The organism is Nonomuraea roseoviolacea subsp. carminata, assembly GCF_024172185.1.
Lineage (GTDB): Bacteria > Actinomycetota > Actinomycetes > Streptosporangiales > Streptosporangiaceae > Nonomuraea > Nonomuraea roseoviolacea.
Genome location: NZ_JAMZEC010000001.1, coordinates 6,496,196 through 6,515,798 on the forward strand (window position 1 = coordinate 6,496,196; position 19,603 = coordinate 6,515,798).

16 protein-coding genes are annotated in these 19,603 nt (G+C 74.2%); 10 read left to right on the forward strand and 6 right to left on the reverse strand.

The window, feature by feature from the left end:
- The first annotated feature begins 33 nt into the window (after positions 1 to 33).
- From HD595_RS30015 to HD595_RS30040, 6 genes are all read left to right on the forward strand, one after another.
- The gene (locus HD595_RS30015) at positions 34 to 564 is read left to right on the forward strand and encodes a hypothetical protein (RefSeq protein WP_253774820.1); all 531 of its coding nucleotides are present in this window, start codon (positions 34 to 36) and stop codon (positions 562 to 564) included.
- Between the two features lie 635 nt (positions 565 to 1,199).
- Positions 1,200 to 1,499: a uracil-DNA glycosylase family protein gene (locus HD595_RS30020; protein ID WP_308211373.1), complete on the forward strand. Its 300-nt coding sequence runs from the start codon at positions 1,200 to 1,202 to the stop codon at positions 1,497 to 1,499.
- Positions 1,500 to 1,751: 252 nt separating this feature from the next.
- Positions 1,752 to 2,831: a polyprenyl synthetase family protein gene (locus tag HD595_RS30025; RefSeq protein WP_253781367.1), complete on the forward strand. Its 1,080-nt coding sequence runs from the start codon at positions 1,752 to 1,754 to the stop codon at positions 2,829 to 2,831.
- 5 nt (positions 2,832 to 2,836) lie between these two features.
- Entirely contained in the window at positions 2,837 to 3,022 is a 186-nt protein-coding gene (locus HD595_RS30030; RefSeq protein ID WP_253774822.1) for a hypothetical protein, read from the forward strand.
- Positions 3,022 to 4,434, forward strand: a complete 1,413-nt coding sequence (locus HD595_RS30035; protein WP_253774824.1) for a phytoene desaturase family protein — start codon at positions 3,022 to 3,024, stop codon at positions 4,432 to 4,434. Before HD595_RS30030 ends, HD595_RS30035 begins: the two co-directional genes overlap by 1 nt.
- Complete coding sequence (locus HD595_RS30040; RefSeq protein ID WP_253774826.1) at positions 4,431 to 5,465, forward strand: phytoene/squalene synthase family protein; 1,035 nt, start codon at positions 4,431 to 4,433, stop codon at positions 5,463 to 5,465. The genes HD595_RS30035 and HD595_RS30040 overlap by 4 nt, the downstream gene beginning before the upstream one ends.
- A gap of 6 nt (positions 5,466 to 5,471) precedes the next feature.
- Here HD595_RS30040 and HD595_RS30045 read toward each other — a convergent pair whose 3' ends face one another.
- From HD595_RS30045 to HD595_RS30070, 6 genes are all read right to left on the reverse strand, one after another.
- Positions 5,472 to 6,203 carry a spheroidene monooxygenase gene (locus tag HD595_RS30045; protein ID WP_253774828.1) on the reverse strand — a complete coding sequence of 244 codons (732 nt, stop codon included), beginning with the start codon at positions 6,201 to 6,203 and terminating at the stop codon, positions 5,472 to 5,474.
- A gap of 97 nt (positions 6,204 to 6,300) precedes the next feature.
- Positions 6,301 to 7,659: a glycosyltransferase gene (locus HD595_RS30050; RefSeq protein WP_253774830.1), complete on the reverse strand. Its 1,359-nt coding sequence runs from the start codon at positions 7,657 to 7,659 to the stop codon at positions 6,301 to 6,303.
- On the reverse strand, positions 7,656 to 9,101 hold the full coding sequence (locus tag HD595_RS30055) for a phytoene desaturase family protein (protein ID WP_253774832.1): 1,446 nt from the start codon (positions 9,099 to 9,101) through the stop codon (positions 7,656 to 7,658). Before HD595_RS30055 ends, HD595_RS30050 begins: the two co-directional genes overlap by 4 nt.
- Positions 9,089 to 9,973 (reverse strand): carotenoid biosynthesis protein, encoded by an 885-nt coding sequence (locus HD595_RS30060; RefSeq protein WP_253774834.1) that lies wholly within the window; start codon positions 9,971 to 9,973, stop codon positions 9,089 to 9,091. Before HD595_RS30060 ends, HD595_RS30055 begins: the two co-directional genes overlap by 13 nt.
- Before the next feature lie 204 nt (positions 9,974 to 10,177).
- Positions 10,178 to 10,537 carry a barstar family protein gene (locus HD595_RS30065; RefSeq protein WP_253774836.1) on the reverse strand — a complete coding sequence of 120 codons (360 nt, stop codon included), beginning with the start codon at positions 10,535 to 10,537 and terminating at the stop codon, positions 10,178 to 10,180.
- Positions 10,538 to 10,539: 2 nt separating this feature from the next.
- A complete protein-coding gene (locus HD595_RS30070; RefSeq protein ID WP_253774838.1) occupies positions 10,540 to 10,995 on the reverse strand; it encodes a ribonuclease domain-containing protein in 456 nt (151 codons plus the stop codon).
- 317 nt (positions 10,996 to 11,312) lie between these two features.
- Between HD595_RS30070 and HD595_RS30075 the strand changes: the two genes are divergently transcribed.
- The 4 genes from HD595_RS30075 to HD595_RS30090 are packed head-to-tail and all read left to right on the forward strand — an operon-like array spanning position 11,313 to position 19,598.
- Positions 11,313 to 12,491, forward strand: a complete 1,179-nt coding sequence (locus HD595_RS30075; RefSeq protein ID WP_253781369.1) for an NAD(P)/FAD-dependent oxidoreductase — start codon at positions 11,313 to 11,315, stop codon at positions 12,489 to 12,491.
- An 8-nt stretch (positions 12,492 to 12,499) separates the two neighbouring features.
- Positions 12,500 to 18,325: a type I polyketide synthase gene (locus tag HD595_RS30080; RefSeq protein ID WP_253774840.1), complete on the forward strand. Its 5,826-nt coding sequence runs from the start codon at positions 12,500 to 12,502 to the stop codon at positions 18,323 to 18,325.
- Positions 18,322 to 18,771 carry an acyl-CoA thioesterase gene (locus HD595_RS30085; RefSeq protein WP_253774842.1) on the forward strand — a complete coding sequence of 150 codons (450 nt, stop codon included), beginning with the start codon at positions 18,322 to 18,324 and terminating at the stop codon, positions 18,769 to 18,771. The genes HD595_RS30080 and HD595_RS30085 overlap by 4 nt, the downstream gene beginning before the upstream one ends.
- A 17-nt stretch (positions 18,772 to 18,788) precedes the next feature.
- A complete protein-coding gene (locus tag HD595_RS30090) occupies positions 18,789 to 19,598 on the forward strand; it encodes a class I SAM-dependent methyltransferase (protein ID WP_253774843.1) in 810 nt (269 codons plus the stop codon).
- Positions 19,599 to 19,603: the final 5 nt, after the last annotated feature.

Genomic DNA, 19,603 nt, shown 5'->3' on the forward strand with positions numbered 1-19,603 from the left:
GTCGGCAATGGCTGCGTTAAGGACAGCGCGGCCGTGTCCAACCGGAACGGGCCTGATTTCGTGATGCTTCTTGAGCGCCACTCTCCTTTGGTCGCAATAAGTGTGGCGATAAAAGTTGCATTAGTTGCTGTTTGTATATTTCCGCTGTTAGCCGGATGTGGATCCTGGCTTCAAAAGCCAATCAGAGTTGAGGAGGGCGCACTTAGCGAAGTGCTTAGCGTGGGCCGCGTTGTGGCGCGAACTACCGAAGATCCCGTATATAATAATACTGTTCAGATCGACGACGTCCTTGTGATGGATGTTGATGCTTCATCTTTCGAGGTGGGCATGGACGTTGCACGTAGGCGACTTGAACAGCATGGGTGGGCCTTCTCAGAGAAAGTTGCAACCCGTACGCTTATGAACTCTACGCGCTGGAAGGATACAAGCTTGACCATCGAGCCATTCCGAAAAGGAACTTCCTATGCTGGCTCCTGGCAGGAATATATCGCCCATAAAGTCCATGTTGAGCCGAATGATCAGAATGGGTACTTGCTTGTAGTGGTCAGTCGCTCGCATTCATGAAGCGACAATGCGTACACCGGCCTGCTGCGAGCGGGATGAAATGGCTAAACGTGCATGTAGTCGCACTATTGTCGCGGTTGACATATGGAAGTTGCGGGGATTGAACAACAGGTTGGCGGTCGGGTGAAGCTGTTCGGCCGGCAGGCCGCGACGATATCGCATCCATTTCACTTGGTATGTATCTTTACGGTGTGTTGATTGGTGCTGCGGGGCGCGGGTTGGCCACGCGGCGCCGGACCACCTCCCACTCAGTAGCCAGCCGAGCCAGCCGACACTCATCCAGCATGCACGTCTCGCCGTCAGGCCCGCGGTATGTCAACGCCTACGTACCACCCTGCTGCCAGGCTCGATGTCACCGGCTGGCCGACATCCACGCGATCCGGAGCCGCCGAACGACCTCCGCTGACGACACTTCCTGAGCGAGCTACTCCACCGCCTGCAGGCGTAATCGCTCCCCTGCTCGCGCTCCTCGAGGGTCGGTCGGCCACCTCACCTAGCGGGCATAACCCGGCCCGCCGCCACCGTCACTACCCCGAATTTTTTGTAAGCCCTACCATTCAACCCCACCAGCTATGGCGCCTTGCCTGGTATTCACACTCCCGGGTTGTGGGTGTTGTTCGGAGCTCTTGACTAACGTGGTGGCGAGGGCGAGCGCGAAGGCGTCGGAGCTGACGCGCGAGGAGTTGGTGGAGGGCGGTCGTCGGTTGGCCGGGTTGGTGGCCGAGGTTCGTCCGAAGGTGCTGGCGGTGTTGGGGGTGTCGGCGTATCGGACTGCTTTCGCCCGCCCAAAGGCGGTGGTGGGGTTGCAGGAGGAGTCGGTGGGCGGGGTGCCGGTGTGGGTGTTGCCTAATCCGAGTGGGTTGAACGCGCATTGGACGTTGGCGGGGATCGCGGGGGAGCTGCGGCGGGTGCGCGAGCACATCGGTCGGGCGTGATCGGCAAGCTCTCGCGTCGGAGGGTCACGCACCCACGAGAGCTCATTCCCTGCTCGTAGCCTGCGCCCTTTTGCTGCCTGACTCACAGTCATTCACCGTGAAGCGACGGTCCGCCCACGCCGACGGCGCGGTTGTCACAGCATGAGATCCGCGTCCACAGCGACGCCCCTATGTGAAACGACCCCGCAGGGGTGCATCCGAACGGCCGTCCGCTCTCGAAGGTCATGGTGACGAGCGGAGGCTTTCGTGACCATGACCGTACTGACCGGCTCCGTCCGCGAGCTGGTCGACCGACATCTGACGGAGATCGTCGAGCGTGCGACGGGTGAGCTCGGCTTCGTGGGGGATGAGGGCGTCGGCACCGTGCGCCGTTTCCTCGCGGACTTCGTCCTGCGCGGTGGTAAGCGGCTGCGGCCGTCCTTCGTGTACTGGGGGCACCGGGCCGCGGGTGGGCGGCCGGAGGAGCTGGACGCGGTGCTGTCGGCGGGGTGCGCGGTCGAGCTCGTGCACGCCTGCGCGCTCCTGCTCGACGATGTCATGGACGAGTCGGGCACCCGGCGGGGACGCGTCACGGCGCACCTGGCGCTGGCCGAGGAGCACCGGCGGGCCGGGTGGCGGGGCGATCCCAGGCGGCACGGGGAATCGGTGGCGACGTTGCTCGGGCTGCTCGCCTACACCTGGGCCGACAGCGCCATGCTCGCCGCGCGCGGGTCGTACCGGGCGTGGGAGGTGTTCACGCGGCTGCGCGTGGAGCTGATCGGCGGGCAGTACCTCGACCTGGTCAACGCCGCCCACGGCCGCGCCACGCGCCGCCGGATCATGGAGATCGCCGCGTACAAGTCCGGAAAGTACACGGTCGAGCGTCCCCTGCACCTGGGGCACGCGCTCGCCGGTGGTGACGGCGCGACGCTCGCGGCGCTCAGCGCGTACGCGGCGCCGCTCGGGCAGGCGTTCCAGCTTCGCGACGACGTGCTCGGCGTCTTCGGCGACCCGGCGCGCACCGGCAAGCCCGCGGGCGCCGACCTGCTGCTCGGCAAGCAGACCTACCTGCTGGCTGAGGCTCGCGCGCGCACCGGCGAACTCGGCGCCGCCATCCTCGGCCCCGTACGCGACGAGGCCAAGGTGGGTGGCGCGGCCGACGTGCGTCACGAGGTGGACTTGGCCGCCGCCCGCGAGCTGATCGTCGGCTGCGGCGCCCTGGAGGCGGCCGAGCGGCGCATCGGCGCGCTGGCGGGTGAAGCGGCGGCGGCGCTCGAAGCGCCCTGCCTGCCCGCCGACGCCGCAGCTGCCCTCGTCGAGCTGGCCCGCCAGGCCACGGAACGGGTGGCGTGATGGTCATGGGGTGGGCGACTTGCCAGGCCGCTGAGCGGGTCGGCGTGATGGTCACGGAGCGGGTGGCTCGTCAGGCCGCTGAGCGGGTCGGCGTGATGGTCATGGAGTTGGTGGCCCTCCAGGCCGCGGAGCCGGGTGGCGTGACGGCCATGGAGCCGGTGGCCCGCCGAGCCGCGGAACGGGTGGCGTGATGGACGTGGTCATCGGGGCCGGGCTGGCCGGGCTGTCGGCGGCGATCCACCTGGCCGCGGCCGGGCGCGAGGTGACCGTCGTGGAGGCGCGCGACGTCCCCGGCGGCTGCTGCGGCACCGCCGAGCTCGGGCCGTACCGCTTCGACACCGGCCCGTCGGTCCTCACCATGCCCGGCGTGCTGGCCGAGGTCTTCGGCGCGGCGGGGGAGGAGCTCGACAGGTGGCTGCCGCTGCGCCGCCTCGACCCCGCGTACCGGTTGCTCTTCCACGACGGCTCCCGGCTGGACGTGCTGCCGGACGCGGACGCCATGATCGGGCAGGTGCGCGAGCTGTGCGGGCCCGCCGAGGCCGAACGGTACCGGCGATTCCGCGCGCTGCTGGGCCGGTTGTTCGCCGCCGAGTGGAACGTGTTCGTCGACGCGGACATGACCCGCCTGCGCGCCCTGGCCAGGCCGGTCGCGCTGCTGCGCCTGGCGGCCATGGGCGGCTTCCGCCGCCTCGACCGGCTCGTGGCCGCCCACCTCACCGACGAGCGGCTCATCCGGGCGCACACCTTCCAGGCGCTGTACGCGGGGCTGTCGCCGCAGCGGGCGCTGGGCGTGTACGCCGTCATCGCGCACATGGACACCGTGGGAGGCGTCTACTTCCCCGAGAGCGGCGGCATGCACGCCGTGCCCGTCGCCATGGCCGCCCTCGCGGAGAAGCTCGGCGCGACGTTCCGGTACGGCACGCGCGCCACCCGCGTGGAGGCCGGCGGCGAAGGCGTCACGGCGGTGCGCCTGGACACCGGGGAACGGCTGGCCGCCCGCGCCGTCGTGGTGGCCGGCGACCTGGTGCGCGCCCACGCGGAGCTGCTGCCGCGGGCCGCGGCCGACTGGCGGCTGCGCCGGCCGCGCTTCTCCCCGTCGTGCGTCGTGACCCACATCGGGCTGGAACGCCCCCTGACCGGCCAGGCCCACCACACCCTGCACCTCGGCAGGCAGTGGGCGCGGACGTTCGCCGCCCTGGAGGCCGGCCGGCCGCAGGCCGACCCCAGCATCCTCGTGACCCACCCCTCCCCGGACACGCTCAGCGTCCTCGAACCCGCGCCCAACCTGCTCGGCCGCGGCTGGGACACCGTGGAGGACCGCCTCCTCGCCCGCCTGGACGCGCTCGGCTACGGCGACCTGTCCCGGGCGCCGCGGCTCACCTGGGACCCCCGCAGGTGGGCGGCCGAGGGCCACACCGCGGGCACTCCCTTCGCGCTGGACCACCGCTTCACGCAGACGGCCTGGTTCCGGCCGTCCGGCGCGGCCCGCCGCGTCCCTGGCCTGCACTTCGCGGGCATGCACACCGCTCCGGGCGTCGGCGTGCCGCCCGTGCTGCTGTCGGGGCGGCTGGCCGCCCGCCGCGTCCTCAAGGAGGCACGATGACCTGCCTGGGCTCCCGGCCCGTCGCCCCGGCCGCCGTCAAGGGCGCGACCGCCTCGGCCGCTGTCAAGAGCGCGACCGCTCCGGCCGCCACCAAGGGCTCGGCCGGTCTTACGGCCGCCGCGGACGGCGCGACCGGGCTGACCGCCGCCTACGAGCGGTGCCGCGCCCTGCACGCCCGCTTCGGCCGCTCCTACTACCTGGCCACGCTCCTCCTGCCGCCCTGGAAGCGCCGCCACGTCCACGCGCTGTACGGTTTCGCCCGGTACGCCGACGAGATCGTCGACTCGTTCACCATGGACGGCGACCGCGCCGGCGCCCTCGGCGACCTGGAGACCCGCGTCGCCGCGGCCCTGGCGGGCGAGCGGTCCGACGACCCGGTCCTGCCCGCGTTCGCCCACACCGTGCGTTCCTTCGGCATCGGCCATGGCGAGGTGGCCGCGTTCCTGCGCTCGATGCGCGCCGACCTGACCGTGACCCGCTACGCCACCTACGACGACCTGCTCGGCTACATGGAGGGCTCGGCGGCCGTCATCGGCACCATGATGCTGCCCATCCTGGAGCCGTTGCCGGGCCGGGAGGCCGCGGCCCGGGAGCCGGCCCGGCAGCTCGGCCTGGCGTTCCAGCTCACCAACTTCCTGCGCGACGTGGCCGAGGACCTCGCCCGCGGCCGCGTCTACCTGCCCGCGGCCGACCTCGACCGGTTCGGCGTCACGGAGGCGGCGTTGCGCGGCCCGCGCACGCCTCCCCAGGCCCGGCGGCTGCTGGCGTTCGAGGCCGGGCGGGCCCGGGATCACTACACCCGGGCGCTGGAGGGCATCCCGCTGCTGACCCCGTCGTCGCGGCCGTGCGTGCGGGCGGCGTACGAGCTGTACGGGGGGATCCTGACGGAGATCGAGCGCGCCGGGTACGAGGTGCTGGCCCGCCGCGCGCGGGTGCCGCGCCGGCGCAGGCTGGCGATCTTCACCAGGAACCTCGTGGCCGCCCGGGCGGCGGGCCGCCGCGAGCGCCGCGTCACCGTGGAGGTGCCTTGACCGCTCTCAACCGGCCAGGGCCAGCGGGTCCGTCCCGTTCCAGGTGCCCTCGCTCCCGTACGGGGCGAAGCGGGCGAACAGCTCCTCGGCGTACCAGTCGTCGCGCCGCACGCGGCCGATGACATCCCGGTGGGCGTTCCCCCGATAGGCGAACCGGCGGACGTCGGCCTCGTCCCGCCACAGGGAGAACGTGGCCTGGCGGGCGAGCGGCCACTCGCCGGCGCCCACGGAGGCCAGGCAACCGGGCTGCCGCAGCAGCTCGCGGTCCACGGACGGGACGGCGCGGTAGAAGGCGACGAGCCGGGCGGGCCGGATCGACGCCCGCGTGAGCACCGCCACCGGGCCCTCATGGCCGCCCGGGGAGCCGGTGACGGCGAACGAGTCACGGCGGCGGCCGTCTCCAGGGGAGCCGGCGGCCACGGGGGCGCGGCCGCCCGGGAAGCGGGTGGCGGTGAACGGGTCGCGTCCGCCCCAGCGGCCGTGCCAGGACAGCGGGGTCAGCCGCACGTGCCAGGACTCCGCCGCCGCGCGTCGCCAGCGCCGCGCGATCGGCGAGCCGCGCAGGAACGCCTCCAGCGCCGCCTCGTCCCGCCACACCGCGAACAGCGCCCAGCGGCGCAGGTCGGCGCCGGGCGTCATGGAGGCGCCCCGGCCCGTGCCGAGCAGCCGGTGGAACGTCAGGCCGCCGGTACGCCGCAGCACCGGCCGGTCGAAGGCCATGTACCGCATGGCGCTCATGTCCGGATACCTGATGAGGTGAAAGGACGCCACCCCGCCGCCCGGCGCGCTCACCGCCCACCACCCGTTCGGCCGCCCGCTCCACCGTCCGGCGCGCTCACCGCTCACCACCCGTTCCGCCGTCCGTTCGATCGCATGTTCCGCCGCTCCCGAGGTCGGTCTCACCGCCGGTCCCATCGGCCGTTCCACCGCTCGTTCCCCCGCCCAGGAGCGGGCCGAGCGGTCGCGGAGGGCCGTAGGAGCGCCCCCGCCAGATGCGGCGCGGCCGGTACGTCGCCCGCGTGAGCTGGACGGCTGTCGCCGGATCGAGCAGCGGCGACAGCAGCAGCCCCGGACCGGGACGCTCGTAGCTGCCGCGCAACGCCCACGCCAGCAGCAGCCGCACCCCGAGCAGCCCCAGGTCGAGCGGCGTGGCCCGGCCCGCCAGCAGCCGTGCCACGGGCAGCGCGGCGGTCAGCCACACCACGGCCAGGTCGGCGGCCTGCCGTCCCCGCCCCGTCACGTCGGCCAGCGCCAGCGTGCGCCCCCACTCCCGCCACACGCCGGCCACCGAGTCGTGCATGTCCACGGTCAGGAGGTCACCGGCGTCCAGGAGCCCGACCCGCCAGCCGTCCGCGGCCAGCGTCCTGGCCAGCGCGACGTCGTCGGCCAGATGCTCGCGTACCCGGGCGAAACCGTCGGCGGCCAGCATCGCGGACCGGTGGAAGGCCAGACACTGGCCGTTGGCCAGGACCCGGTGCGGCGGGGGCGGCGTCGCGGCCCCGATCGGCCCGAGCCGGTAGACGAGCGTCGCCAGGAACGAGGCGTGCAGCGCCTGCTCGACCGGGCCGTCGCAGGCGAACCTCGGCCCGGCCGAGACCAGGTCGAACTCCTCCAGCCCGGCCGCCAGCGCCCCGAACAGGCCGGGCCGCGGCCGGGCGTCGGCGTCCAGCGTCACCACGACCGGGCCCTTCGCGGCGGCCAGCCCCTGGTGGACGGCCCACGGCTTGCCCACCCAGCCCGGCGGCGGCGGCGTGCCGCGGACGACGGTCGCGCCCAGGGACGCGGCCAGCCGCGCCGTGCCGTCCGTGGACTCGTCGTCCACGACGATCACCTCGCGCACGGCCGGATCGGCCAGCGCGGCGGCCACGCACGGCCCCAGCCGCCCTTCCTCGTCCCTGGCCGGCACGACCACCGACACGTTCCCGGCCGGCACGACCACCGACACGTTCCCGGCCGGCACGACCACCGACACGTTCCCGGCCGTCGCGCGCACCGACACCTCCCCGGCCGGTACGACCAGCGACCCTCCGCTCTCCGCGACGGCGGGCACGGGGCGCAGCGGCGGCCTGCGCCGCCGTCCCCTCGCCAGCCGGGCGCAGACGACGGCCCCCGCGACGGCCTGCGCCGCCCCGACGACCGCACCGGCCACCGCCCCGGCCACCGCGGACCACCCCGCGAGCTTCCCGGCCGTCATGAGGCCGCCTTCCCGGTGGGGAAGTCCTCGTCCACCATCGAGGCGACGATCCGCCCGCCCATCGCCACCAGCGGCAGCCCGCCGCCGGGGTGCGCCGAGCCGCCCACCAGGTACAGGCCGCGCCGGGGCCCGCGGTTGGCGGGGCGGCGGAAGGGGGAGAGCCGGCCGGAGTACGCGGTGCCGTAGATCGCGCCGCCCCACGCGCCGTAGCGCCGCCGCAGGTCGGCGGGGGTGAACAGGTCCACGAAGCGCAGCCGTCCCGCCAGGTCCAGGCCGCGCTCGGCGAGCCGTTCGAGCACCAGGTCCCGGTACGACTCCGGCGGCGCCGGCCAGCGGGACGGGTCGCGGGCGGGGACGTTCACCAGCAGCGTCAACGCCTCGGCGCCGGCCGGGGCCTGCGACGGGTCGTCCACCGAGGCGCAGCCGACGTAGACGGTCGGGTCGGCGGACGGCGTCCGGCGCCGGAAGAGGGCGTCGAACTCGGCCCGCTGGTCGGCCGAGAAGAGGATCGAGTGGTGCGCGAGTCCCTCGGTGCGGCCCTCCACCCCGGCCAGCAGTAGGAAGGCCGACGACGACGGGCCGAGCGCGGCGACGCGCCGCAGCCTGCGCCGGTCGGGCAGCAGCCGCCCGTACAGTTCGGCCGCGTCGGTGTTCGCCACGACCACGTCGGCGGCGATCCGCTCGCCGTCCGCCAGCCGGACCCCGCGGACCCGCCGCCGGTCGGCGACGACCGCGTCGACCCGGGCCGACAGCCGCACCTCCACACCGGCCTGCGCCAGCAGGGCGGCGAGGTCGCCGGCGAGACGCGGCAGGCCGCCGGGGACGTACCAGGCGCCGTGGTCGTGCTCGATGGCCGGGACGCAGCCGAGCGCGGCCGGGGCTCGGTACGGGTCGGACCCGGCGTAGGTGGCATAGCGGTTGACGTACTGGCGCAGGCGCGGGTCGCGGAAGAAGCGCCGCGCGAGGCCCGCCAGCGTGCGGCCGGGCGCGACCGCGAGCAGGTCGGACAGGCGCGCGGCGCGCGGGGGACGGTTCAGCGGGCCGTCGAAGAACGTGCGCTCGGACGCCGACAGGCAGCGCCGCGCCCAGGCGTGGAACGCCAGCCAGCGCGCCCCCTCCCCGGGCGCCAGCCGCTCCACCTCGCGCGCCATCCGGTCCGGGTCGCGGTGCGCGGTCAGCACCGACCCGTCGGCGAAGCGGTAGCGGCACAGCTCCCGCACCTCCACCAGCTCGCGTCCCACGCCCAGGTCGCGGAACACGCCGGGCAGCGTGAGCAGCGACGGGCCGAGGGAGAAGCGGAAGCCGTCGCGCCGGTGCTCGGCCAGCTTGCCGCCGAGCCGCGGGAGCCGCTCCAGCAGGGTCACCTCGTGTCCGGACCGGGCCAGCAGCAGGGCACTCACCATTCCGCCCACGCCGCCGCCCACCACGCTCACCGCCGCCACACGTCCTCCTCACTCCCAGTACGCTCCCCGCCCACGGCCCCAGCCTCGGCCCCGCCCACGGCCCCAGCCTCGGCCTCGGCCCCGGCTCCGGCCCGGGCCCTGGCTCTGGCCGTGAGCCCCGCTGTCACCCGTACGACCACGAAAACCCCCATGGCCACCCCGCCGCACACGGCGACCACCAGATCGGGCGGCCGGAACACCAGCGCGAACCCGACCGTCTCCATCACCGCCATCACCCCGTAAACAGCCGCCGGCCCCGCCGCCCCCGACACCTCCGGCAGCAGCCCGTGGATCACCGCCATCACCACCAGCGACACCAGCAGCCACCCCGCGAAGTCGCTCAGCGGCACCCCGCGGTAGAACCCGCCGTCGTGCCAGGTCCAGGACCCGAGGCGCACCATCTGCGGATCGAGGAACAGGTCCCACGCGGTCAACGCCACGGCCCCGAGCACGACGCGCGCGACGTCACGACCAAGGCCGTGCGCGCCGCCACCGCCCGGGGCGATGGCGTACGCGGCCAGCCCCATCCCGCCCCAGGCCACCGGCACGATCACCGGCACGCCCAGCACCTGCGGCTGGAGCACTTCGGTGTAGGAGTAGGCCCCGAACGGCACCCCGGTCGCCACCCCGGCCAGCTCGGCGGCGTACCCGACGGCCGCCGCGGCGCCGAACGCCGCCACGGCCCGCCCCGGCCGGCCGGTCGCCCCGGCCGCGAACGCCACGGACGAGGCCGCCAGCAGCAGCACGACGAGATCCGTCCACCCGCGCAGATCGTCTGTCGCACCACTGACGACCTGCGCGGCGACCATCGCGCCCAGCAGGACCGTTCCGATGATCGAGGGGGCGCGTCGCCGGGCCGAGTCTGCGGTCACGCCCGTACCTTCGGACGATCTCGCCGTCCGGATGCATCGTGGTGCGGCCCACCGGCTCCATGGCCGATCCTCGCCGCCGGCGAAGGTGAGGTGGTCGAGGTGCCGGAGGACGGGCAGGGCGGCGAGGGGGCCGTCGAGCTCGGGCGGTCCGAGGTGCCCGTCGCCGTCGGGGCGCTGGAGGTCGAGTCCGGCGAGACCTTCTGATCACGCGAGCGCCGCGGCGATCCGCCGGCGCAGGTGCGTTTCGTGGTCCGCGTCGGTGCGGAGCGTCAGGGTCAGCCCGGTCTCGGCGGCGTCGGCGAGGACGGCCAGCAGGGTGGCGAGCTGTTCGGGAGGCTCGGCGTCGAGGAGTTCCTCGGCGTGCTCCACGACCAGGGACACCTCCCCGGCGTCACGCAGCGAGTCGGTCAGCGCGTCCCAGTTGCGGCCGAAGTAGCCGGGCAGGCGGAGTGCCCGGACCGCCTCGTCGAAGAAGGCGGTTCTGGTCCGGGCCGCGCGTCCGTCGATGATCGCGGGCGCCGGGCCCGTGGACACGCTCAGCCATGGCGGCAGCGGATCACGCATCTCTACAGTCTGTAGAAGTCGGTGTAGTGGTCGGGCGTGAACCAGGTCACGCGGGTGCTGCGGTCGACGACGATCCGGTAGGCGTCGCGCGCGGCGCCCCGCGGCCGGGAGTACACGTCGTACTCGTCGTACGTGGCGCCGCGGGGGAGGCGGCCTTCCCGGTTCTGGAAGCGTCCGCCCGTGTAGTTGTACGTGCCGCCGGGCCAGGGGTACCAGCCGGGACGGGTGGGGTAGCCCTTGGAGGCCCAGATCGAGCTCGCCGAGCGCGCGTCGGCGCATCGGGAGCGGGAGACCGTGCAGGAGTCGTGGACCGGAGCGTCGGAGGTGACGGAGGCGCAGGCCGCCGCTCCGGTCAGCGACACCGTCCCGGCGAGTACGACCGCGAGCCCCGCCGCCCACCCCGTCCTCCCCGTCCGGGCCGGCCGCCGCCCGGGACCTGGGCGTTCCCTCGTGCGCACGTGACCACCTCCTGAACCGCACCGGCGAACGCCATCAGGACAGCTCGCCCTCGAACGGCATCACATCACGCCGGAAACGACGGCTGCGATGCGCGACACCCCCCGCGCCGAATTCCGATCGGGACCCTTGACGGTCTCGAGCCCCGATCCCTACCATTCAGTAACCTCTTAATGATCAACGCAATCCCCGTTTACGGTTCAACCACTTCCTTTCGCGCGGAAGCGGCCGAGCCGTAGTTCCGTAGGGAAAATGTCGCATGTCAGATGACTATGACGTCGTCATAGTGGGCGGCAGCATCGCCGGATGCGCCGCCGCCATACTCTTCGCGAATCTCGGCGCCCGCGTCGCGCTTCTCGAAAAGCATTCCGGCATGGACGCCTACAAAGTCCTCTGCACCCACACGCTCCAGCCGAGCTGCATGCCGGTCATCAAGACGCTGGGCCTGCTGCCCCTGCTGGAGGAGGCCGGGGCGCGACGGCACGTCACCAGTCTCTGGACGCCCTGGGGCTGGATCGAGCCCCGGGACGAGCCCGGGAAGGAGCCGATCCCGCGCGGGCTCAACGTCCGGCGCCAGACCCTCGACCCCCTGCTCAGGCGGCTGGCCGCCGAGACGCCGGGCGTCGACCTGCGGCTCGGGGACGGCGTCAACGGGCTCCTGGAGGACAACGGCCGCTTCACCGGGGTGAGCACCACCGGCGGCGCCCGGCTGACGGCGCGGCTGGTCGTGGGCGCCGACGGCCGCAACTCCACCGTGGGCTCACTCAGCGGCCTGCCCGTACGGCTGAGTGCCAACAACCGCCTGGGCTTCCTCGCCCAGTACCGCGGCCTGCCGGACGACGGCGCGAGCCGGGTGTGGTTCCTCGACCCCGACACCGCCTTCGCCTTCCCCAACGACGACGGCGTCACCGTGGTCGCCTGCAGCCCGGCCAAGGAGCGCCACGCCGCCGCCTTCCGCGCCGACCCGCAGGGCAGTTTCGAGCGGTTCGTCCGCGCCCTGCCCGACGCGCCCCCCATCGACCGGGGCGAACGCATCTCCAAGGTCATCGGTACGCGTGACCTGCCAAACGTCTACCGCAAGCCGCACGGGCCGGGCCTCGCCCTCGTCGGCGACGCGGCGCTGGCCACCGACCCGCTGTGGGGCGTCGGGTGCGGGTGGGCGTTCCAGTCGGCCCAGTGGCTGGTGGACGCGGTCGGCCCGGCCGTGGCCGGGGGAGGCGACGTGCTCGCCGGGCTCGCGGCGTACGGGGAGAAACACCGCGCCGCGCTCGACAGCCACCACAAACTCATGGAGGACTATTCGGCGGTGCGGCCGTTCAATGTCTTCGAACGGCTGCTGCTTTCCGCCGCGGCCCGTGACGCCGGGGCGGCCCGGCATTACCACGCCTTCGCCTCCCGCCTCATCGACGTCAAGGAATTCGCGTCACCGGGCTCGCTGCTGCGCGCCGCGCGGGTCAACGTTTTCCACCGTCTGCGCAACGCGCCGTCGAACAGCTAAGGATTCCCGTGACTTCTCGTATCGCCGTCGTCGGCATGGCATGCCGTTTTCCCGACGCCTCCACGGCCGGTGAGCTGTGGGACAACGCCGTGGCCGGCCGCCGGGCCTTTCGCCGGCTGCCCCCGGAACGCATCCGGCTGTCCGACTACTGGTCCGCGGACCGCACCGCGCCCGACCATTTCTACACGACCGAGGCGGCGCTGTTACGCGACTGGGAGTTCGACCGGCTGCGGTTCAAGGTGGCGGGGACGACGTACCGCAACACCGACATGGTGCACTGGCTCGCGCTGGAGGTGGCGGCCGAGGCGCTGGCCGACGCGGGCTTCCCCGACGGCAAGGGCGCGCCGCACGAGACCACCGGCGTGGTCGTCGGCAACTCGCTCACCGGCGAGGGCCAGCGCGCCGCCGGGATCAGGCTGCGCTGGCCGTACGTGCGCCGTGTCGTCGCCGGCGCCCTGGAGGGGACGATGGACACCGAGCAGCTCGCCGAGCTGCTCGCCCGCATGGAACGCGACTACAAGGCGCCCTTCCCCGTGCCCGACGGCGACTACCTGGCCGGCGGCCTGTCCAACACGATCGCCGGGCGCATCTGCAACCACTTCGACCTCAACGGCGGCGGCTACGCCGTGGACGGCGCCTGCGCCTCGTCGCTGCTCGCGCTCACCACGGCCTGCAACGCGCTCGTCTCCGGCGACCTCGACGTCGCCGTCGCGGGCGGGGTGGACATCAGCATCGACCCGAACGAGCTGATCGGCTTCTCCCGGGCCGGCGCGCTCGCCGCCGACGAGATGCGCGTCTACGACCGGCGCTCCGCCGGGTTCTGGCCCGGCGAGGGCTGCGGCATGGTCGTGCTGATGCGCGAGGAGGACGCCGTCGCCCGGGGCCACCGCGTGCACGCCCTCGTCGCCGGCTGGGGCGTGTCGTCGGACGGCGCGGGCGGCATCACCCGGCCCGAGTCCGACGGCCAGCGGCTCTGCCTCGACCGCGCCTACGCCCGCGCCGGGTTCGGCATCGACGAGGTGCCGTACTTCGAGGGCCACGGCACCGGCACCGCCGTGGGCGACACCGCCGAGCTCCAGACGATCTCCGAGGCCCGCCGGGCCGCCGCCCCGGACGCGCCGCCCGCGGTCATCGGCTCCGTCAAGGCCAACATCGGCCACACGAAGGCCGCCGCCGGCATGGCCGGCCTGATCAAGGCGGTCATGGCGGTCAACAGCGCGGTGCTGCCGCCCACCACCGGTTGCGAACGGCCGCACAAGCTGCTGTCCGGCGAGTCGCCCGCCCTGCGCGCGCTGCGCAAGGCCGAGCCGTGGCCGGCCGGCGCGCCGCTGCGCGCGGGCGTCAGCGCCATGGGCTTCGGCGGCATCAACACGCACGTCGTGATCGAGTCCCCGCGCCCCCGCCGGCCCCGCCTGGACGGCCGCACCCGCACGCTCATGAACTCGCCCCAGGACGCGGAGCTGTTCTGCCTCGACGCCGACACGGCCGGCGACCTGCGCCACGAGGCCGAGCGCCTGGCCGCGGTCGCCGTGGGCATGTCCCGCTCGGAGCTGCCCGACCTCGCCGCGCACCTCGCGCGCGGGCTCGGCCGCCGGGCGCGGCGCGCCGCGGTCGTCGCCGGGACGCCCGCCGAGCTGGCCGAACGACTGGGCCGGGTCGCCGAGCTGGCCGGGCAGGGCACGGAGCGGCACATCGACCCCGCGGCCGGGATCTTCCTCGGCGCCCTGGGCGAGCTGCCGCGCATCGTGCTCATGTTCCCCGGCCAGGGCTCCGGCACGCGCTCCGACGGCGGGGCGCTGCGCCGCCGCTTCGACACGGTCGACGAGCTGTACGAGACGGCCGCGCTGCCCGCCGGCGGCGACCAGGTCGAGACCGCCGTCGCCCAGCCGCGCATCGTGACCGCCTCCGTCGCCGGGCTGCGGGTGCTGTCCGAGCTGGGCGTCGAGGCCGGCAGCGCGGTCGGCCACAGCCTCGGCGAACTCGTCGCGCTGCACTGGGCCGGCTCGTTCGACGAGAGCGCGGTGCTGCGCCTCGCCGCCGCCCGCGGACGCGCGATGAGCGAGCTGTCCGAGAGCGGCGGGGCGATGGCGAGCATCACCGCCGACCACGACACCGTGACCGCGCTCATCGGCGACGACCCCGTGGTCGTGGCCGGGCTCAACTCCCCGCGCCAGACCGTGGTCTCCGGGCCCGCCGAGGCGGTGACCCGGGTCGTGGAACGGGCGACCCGCCAGGGACTGCAGGCCGTCCGGCTGCCCGTCTCGCACGCCTTCCACTCGCCGCTGGTCGCCCCGGCCGCCGGCGTCTTCGCGGGCACGCTGGCCGAGGAGAGCCCGGCGCCCGTCCGACGGCACGTCGTCTCGACCGTGACCGGGGCGCCGGTCGTCGGCGAGCCCCTCGACCTGCTGCGCGAGCAGATCACCGCGCCCGTCCGCTTCGCCGAGGCGCTCGCCGCCGCCGCCAAGGACGCCGACCTGCTCGTCGAGGTGGGCCCCGGCCAGGTGCTCACCCAGCTCGCGGGCGACATCGTGAGCGTGCCCGCCGTCGCCACGCGCACGGACGACGAGTCGCTGGGCGGCATCCTGCGCACGCTGGGCGCCGCGTTCGCCGTCGGCGCCGCCGTGAAGGTCGGCGCCCTGTTCGAGGACCGCTTCACCCGCCCCTTCGACCCGGCCGCCACGCCCACCTTCATCACCAACCTGTGCGAGGTCGTCCCGGAGATCGACGCCGCGCTGCTGACCGGCGGCGCGGCGGCCCCGGCGGCGGCCGCGGCGCCGGAGCCGGCCGCGGACGACGAGCCGGCCGGCGACCCGCTGCTCCTGCTGCGCCGGCTGGTCGCCGCGCACGCCGAGTTCCCGCTGGAGGCGGTGCAGGCCGACAGCAAGTTCCTGGACGACCTGCACCTCAGCTCGATCGTGGTGGGCGAGATCGTCGGCGAGGCCATGCGCCGCCTCGGGCTGTCCGAGCCCGCCGCGCCCACCGGGTACGCCACCGCCACGCTCGGCCAGGTCGCCGAGACGCTGGAGGAGCTCGTCGCCACCGGCCAGGCGCCGGCCGAGGACGCCGAGACGGCCGCGGCCCGGATCGTCCCGCCCGGCGTCGCGCCCTGGGTGCACGGCTTCGCGGTGGCGAGGAGGGAGAACGGGCCGCCGCGCCGCACGGCTCCGCGCAGCCCCGGCCGCTGGCGCGTCGTCGGCGAGCATCCCGCCGCCGAGGCGCTGCGCGCCGCCCTGGAGGAGGCGGAGGCCGGCACCGGCGTCCTGGCGATCCTGCCCCCGGCGCCGGACACCGCGGACCTCGAAAGGCTGGACGCCGAGCGGCTGGCGGTGCTGCGCGCCGCGGCCGACGCGGTGCTCGCCGACAAGGACGTCACCCGCTGCGCGATCCTCCAGGAGGAGCCCGGCGGAGCCGGCTTCGCCAAGACCCTCCACCTGGAGGCGCCCTGGGTCGCCACCACCGTCGTCACCCTCCCGCTCGACGCCGCCGCGCCCGCGCGAGCCGCCGCCGAAGTCACCGCCACCAGCGGATTCACCGAGGTCTGCTACGACGCGGACGGCACCCGCACCGAGCCCGTCCTGACCCCGGTCGAACTGGACGGCGACGAGATCCCGCTCGGCCCGGACGACGTGCTGCTCGTCACCGGCGGCGGCAAGGGCATCACCGCCGAGTGCGCCCTCAGCCTGGCCAGGGAGACGGGCGCCCGCCTCGCCCTGCTGGGCCGCTCCGACCCCGAGCGGGACACCGAGCTGGCCGCCAACCTGGAACGGATGGCCGCCACCGGTGTGACCGCCCGCTACCTGCGCGCCGACGTCACCGACCCCGCGGCGGTGGCCGAGGCGGTCGCCGCCGTCGAGGGCGACCTCGGCCGGGTCACCGGCGTGCTGTACGGGGCCGGCGGCAACGTGCCCAAGCTGCTCCAGGAGCTCACCGGCGACGACTACACCGCCACCATCGACCCCAAGGTCGCCGGCCTGCGGGCCGTGCTGGCCGCCGTGGACACCGCGGCCCTGCGGCTGCTCGTCACGTTCGGCAGCATCACCGGACGGGCCGGGCTACGCGGCGAGGCCCACTACGCGATCGCCAACGAGTGGCAGAGCGACCTCGTCGAACGGCTGGCCCGCGAGCTGCCGCACTGCCGGTGCCGCGCCGTCGAGTGGTCCCTGTGGTCCGGCGTCGGCATGGGCGAACGGCTCGGCTCGGTGGAGAGCCTCGCCCGCGTCGGCGTCACCACCATCACCCCCGACCAGGGCGTCGCCATGCTCCGCGCCCTCGTCGCCGATTCCGGCGCGCCCGTCGTCACCGTCGTCACCGGCCGCTTCGGCGACCTGCCGACCGTCACCTTCGCCGCCGGCCGCGAGGGCTGCGACGACCTGCCGCTGCTGCGCTTCCTGGAGCGGCCGCGCGTCCACTACCCCGGCGTCGAGCTCGTCGCCGACTCCGAGGTGAGCTGGGCCGGCGACCCCTACCTCGCCGAGCACGTCTTCGGCGGCGGCGAGGGCGCCGTCGTCCCCGGCACGGTCGGCATGGAGATGATGGCCCAGGCCGCGGCCGGCCTGCTCGGCGTGGACGCCGTGCCCGTCCTGGAGGACGTCGAGTTCCTGCGGGCCATCGTCGTGCCCGAGGACGCCCCGGTGACGGTCCGGGTGGCGGCGCTGCGCGTCGGGCCGGGCCGGGTGGCCGCCGTGGTCCGCACCAGCGCGACCAAGTTCCAGGTCGACCACTTCCGGGCGGTCTGCGACTACTCCCGGGGCGCCGGCGAGCCCGAGCCGCTCGGGCTGGTGCGGCGCGACGACGTGGCGCTGCCGCCGATGGCGTTCGAGCCCGCCACGGACCTGTACGGGCCGATGCTCTTCCACGGGCCGCGGTTCAAGCTCGTCGAGAGCATCCACCGCACCGGCGCCCAGCACGTCACCGGCCGGCTCCTGCCCGGCACGGGCTCGGCCTGGTTCGGCCGCTACCTGCCCGACCGGCTGTTGCTCGGCGACCCGGCCGCCCGCGACGCGTACATGCAGCCGATGCAGACCTGCGGGCCGACCGTGCTGGCCATCCCCCTCGGCGTGGACCGCGTCGTGCCCGGCCCCCGCGCGGGCGCGCAGGCCACCGACGTCTACATCCGGCACCGGTACGACGACAAGTGCTGGGACATCGAGGTCACCGACCGCGACGGCCGGGTGGTCGAGACCTGGCAGGGCTTCCGGACGCAGCTCGTCAGCAAGTACGAGGTGCCCCGCGAGTGGGTCCCCGTGCTGCTCGGCTCGTACCTGGAGCACGTGCTCATCGAGCAGGAGCTGGCGGGGCGCGTCGTCCTCGACGTGGACGGCGACGGACTGGAGCGGCGGCAGGCGAGCCTGCTGGCGGTCCGGCGGCTGCTCGGCGCCGAGGCGGAGGTCGTCTGGCGGCCGGACGGCAGGCCCGAGGTGGTGGGCGGAGACACCGTGTCCGTTTCGCACGCCGCCGGCGTGACCATGGCGACGACCACGGCCGGATGCGACCTGGAGACCGTCACCCCCAGGAGCGAGGAGGCGTGGGCGTCGCTGCTCGGCGCCGACCGGCTCGCGCTGGCCGAGACCGTCGCCGAGGAGACCGGCGAGGACGCCGACACGGCCGCCACGCGCATCTGGACGGCCGCCGAATGCCTGGTCAAGGCCGGCCTGCCCGTCGGCACGGCCGTCACCTTCGACTCGGCCAGGGAGGGCGGCTGGGTGGGACTGTCCGCCGGCGGGCGCCGGATCCTGACGCTGTCCACCCGGCTGCGCGGCGTGCCGGCGCCTGTGGTGCTCGCCGTCCTCGCCGAGACCGACCCGGACGCGGGCAAGGCCGGGGAGCTGCGATGAAGGGGGACGCGTACGAGTACCGGCACGTCGTCGGCATCGAGGACACCGACCTGCTGGGCAACGTCAACTACGTCAACTACATCCGCTGGCAGGGACGCGCCCGGGAGATGTTCCTGCGCGACTTCGTCCCGGACGTGGTGGCCGGCTTCGCCGACGGGGTGCGGCTGCTCACGGTGAGCTGCCGCTGCGACTACCTGCGGGAACTCGCCGTGTTCGACGAGGTGGTCATCCGGATGCGGCAGGGGGAGCTGGGCCAGACCCAGTCCGTGATGACGTACGAGTACTGGCGCCAGCTCCCGGGCGGCGGAGAGGAGCTGGTCGCCACCGGCGAGCAGCGGATCGCCTGCGTGCGCCCGGACGAGCACGGCCGCATGGTGCCCGCGCGGATCCCGGAGCAGATGCGGCGCCTGCTCGAACAGGTCCAGAGCCCCGCCACCCGCCGCTGACCCGCGAAGGATCGTTCATGCACGCTGTCGCCGCCACCGCCCGCTGGACCGCCGCCGCGCGGGCCAAGGAGTCGCGCCGCGAGGACGCGATCTTCACGGACCCGTACGCCGAGCAGCTCGCCGGGCAGGAGGGCACGACCCTCTTCGCCCGCTACGACAACCCCGGGGTCGGCGAGTTCATCGCCATCCGCACCCGCTACCTGGACGACCTGATCGGCCATGGGGGTTTCGGCCAGGTCGTGCTGCTCGCGGCCGGCATGGACACCCGCTCCGTACGGCTGCCGTGGCCCCCGGGGACCGTCCTGTACGAGGTCGACCAGGCGGACCTGCTGGCGGAGAAGGACAAGCGGCTCGCCGACCTGGGCGCCCGGCACGCCTGCGACCGGCGGGCCGTCGGCGCCGACCTCACCGGCGACTGGCCGCGGGCGCTGCGCGAGGCCGGCTGGGACCCGTCGGCGCCCACGCTGTGGCTGGCGGAGGGCCTGCTGTTCTACCTGCCGGAGCCGGCCGCCCGCCTGCTGCTCCAACGGGTGGCGGCGGCCGGCGCCCCGGGGAGCGTGCTCGCCGGGGACCTGCTCAGCCACCAGTCCATGGTCAGCGAGTTCTCGAAGGAGGGGCTGCGCCGGCTGACCGAGGACGGCTGCCCGTGGCTGTTCGGCACCGACGAGCCGGAGGAGTTCCTGTCCGGCTGCGGCTGGCGGGTGACGGAGCTGCGGATGCCGGGCGAGGAAGGCGCTTCCTACGGCCGGTGGCCCTGGAACCCGCCGCTGCCCCGCGAGGCCAGGGGCTTCCCCCAGAACTTCCTGTTCGTCGCCGCGAACGACTGACACCG

Bases quoted from the DNA above. Each gene is read 5' to 3' on its own strand.
- HD595_RS30025 (WP_253781367.1), top strand. From the start codon at position 1,752: ATGACCGTACTGACCGGCTCCGTCCGCGAGCTGGTCGACCGACATCTG.
- HD595_RS30030 (WP_253774822.1), top strand. From the start codon at position 2,837: ATGGGGTGGGCGACTTGCCAGGCCGCTGAGCGGGTCGGCGTGATGGTC.
- HD595_RS30035 (WP_253774824.1), top strand. From the start codon at position 3,022: ATGGACGTGGTCATCGGGGCCGGGCTGGCCGGGCTGTCGGCGGCGATC.
- HD595_RS30040 (WP_253774826.1), top strand. From the start codon at position 4,431: ATGACCTGCCTGGGCTCCCGGCCCGTCGCCCCGGCCGCCGTCAAGGGC.
- HD595_RS30045 (WP_253774828.1), bottom strand. From the start codon at position 6,203: ATGAGCGCCATGCGGTACATGGCCTTCGACCGGCCGGTGCTGCGGCGT.
- HD595_RS30050 (WP_253774830.1), bottom strand. From the start codon at position 7,659: ATGACGGCCGGGAAGCTCGCGGGGTGGTCCGCGGTGGCCGGGGCGGTG.
- HD595_RS30065 (WP_253774836.1), bottom strand. From the start codon at position 10,537: ATGCGTGATCCGCTGCCGCCATGGCTGAGCGTGTCCACGGGCCCGGCG.
- HD595_RS30085 (WP_253774842.1), top strand. From the start codon at position 18,322: ATGAAGGGGGACGCGTACGAGTACCGGCACGTCGTCGGCATCGAGGAC.
- HD595_RS30090 (WP_253774843.1), top strand. From the start codon at position 18,789: ATGCACGCTGTCGCCGCCACCGCCCGCTGGACCGCCGCCGCGCGGGCC.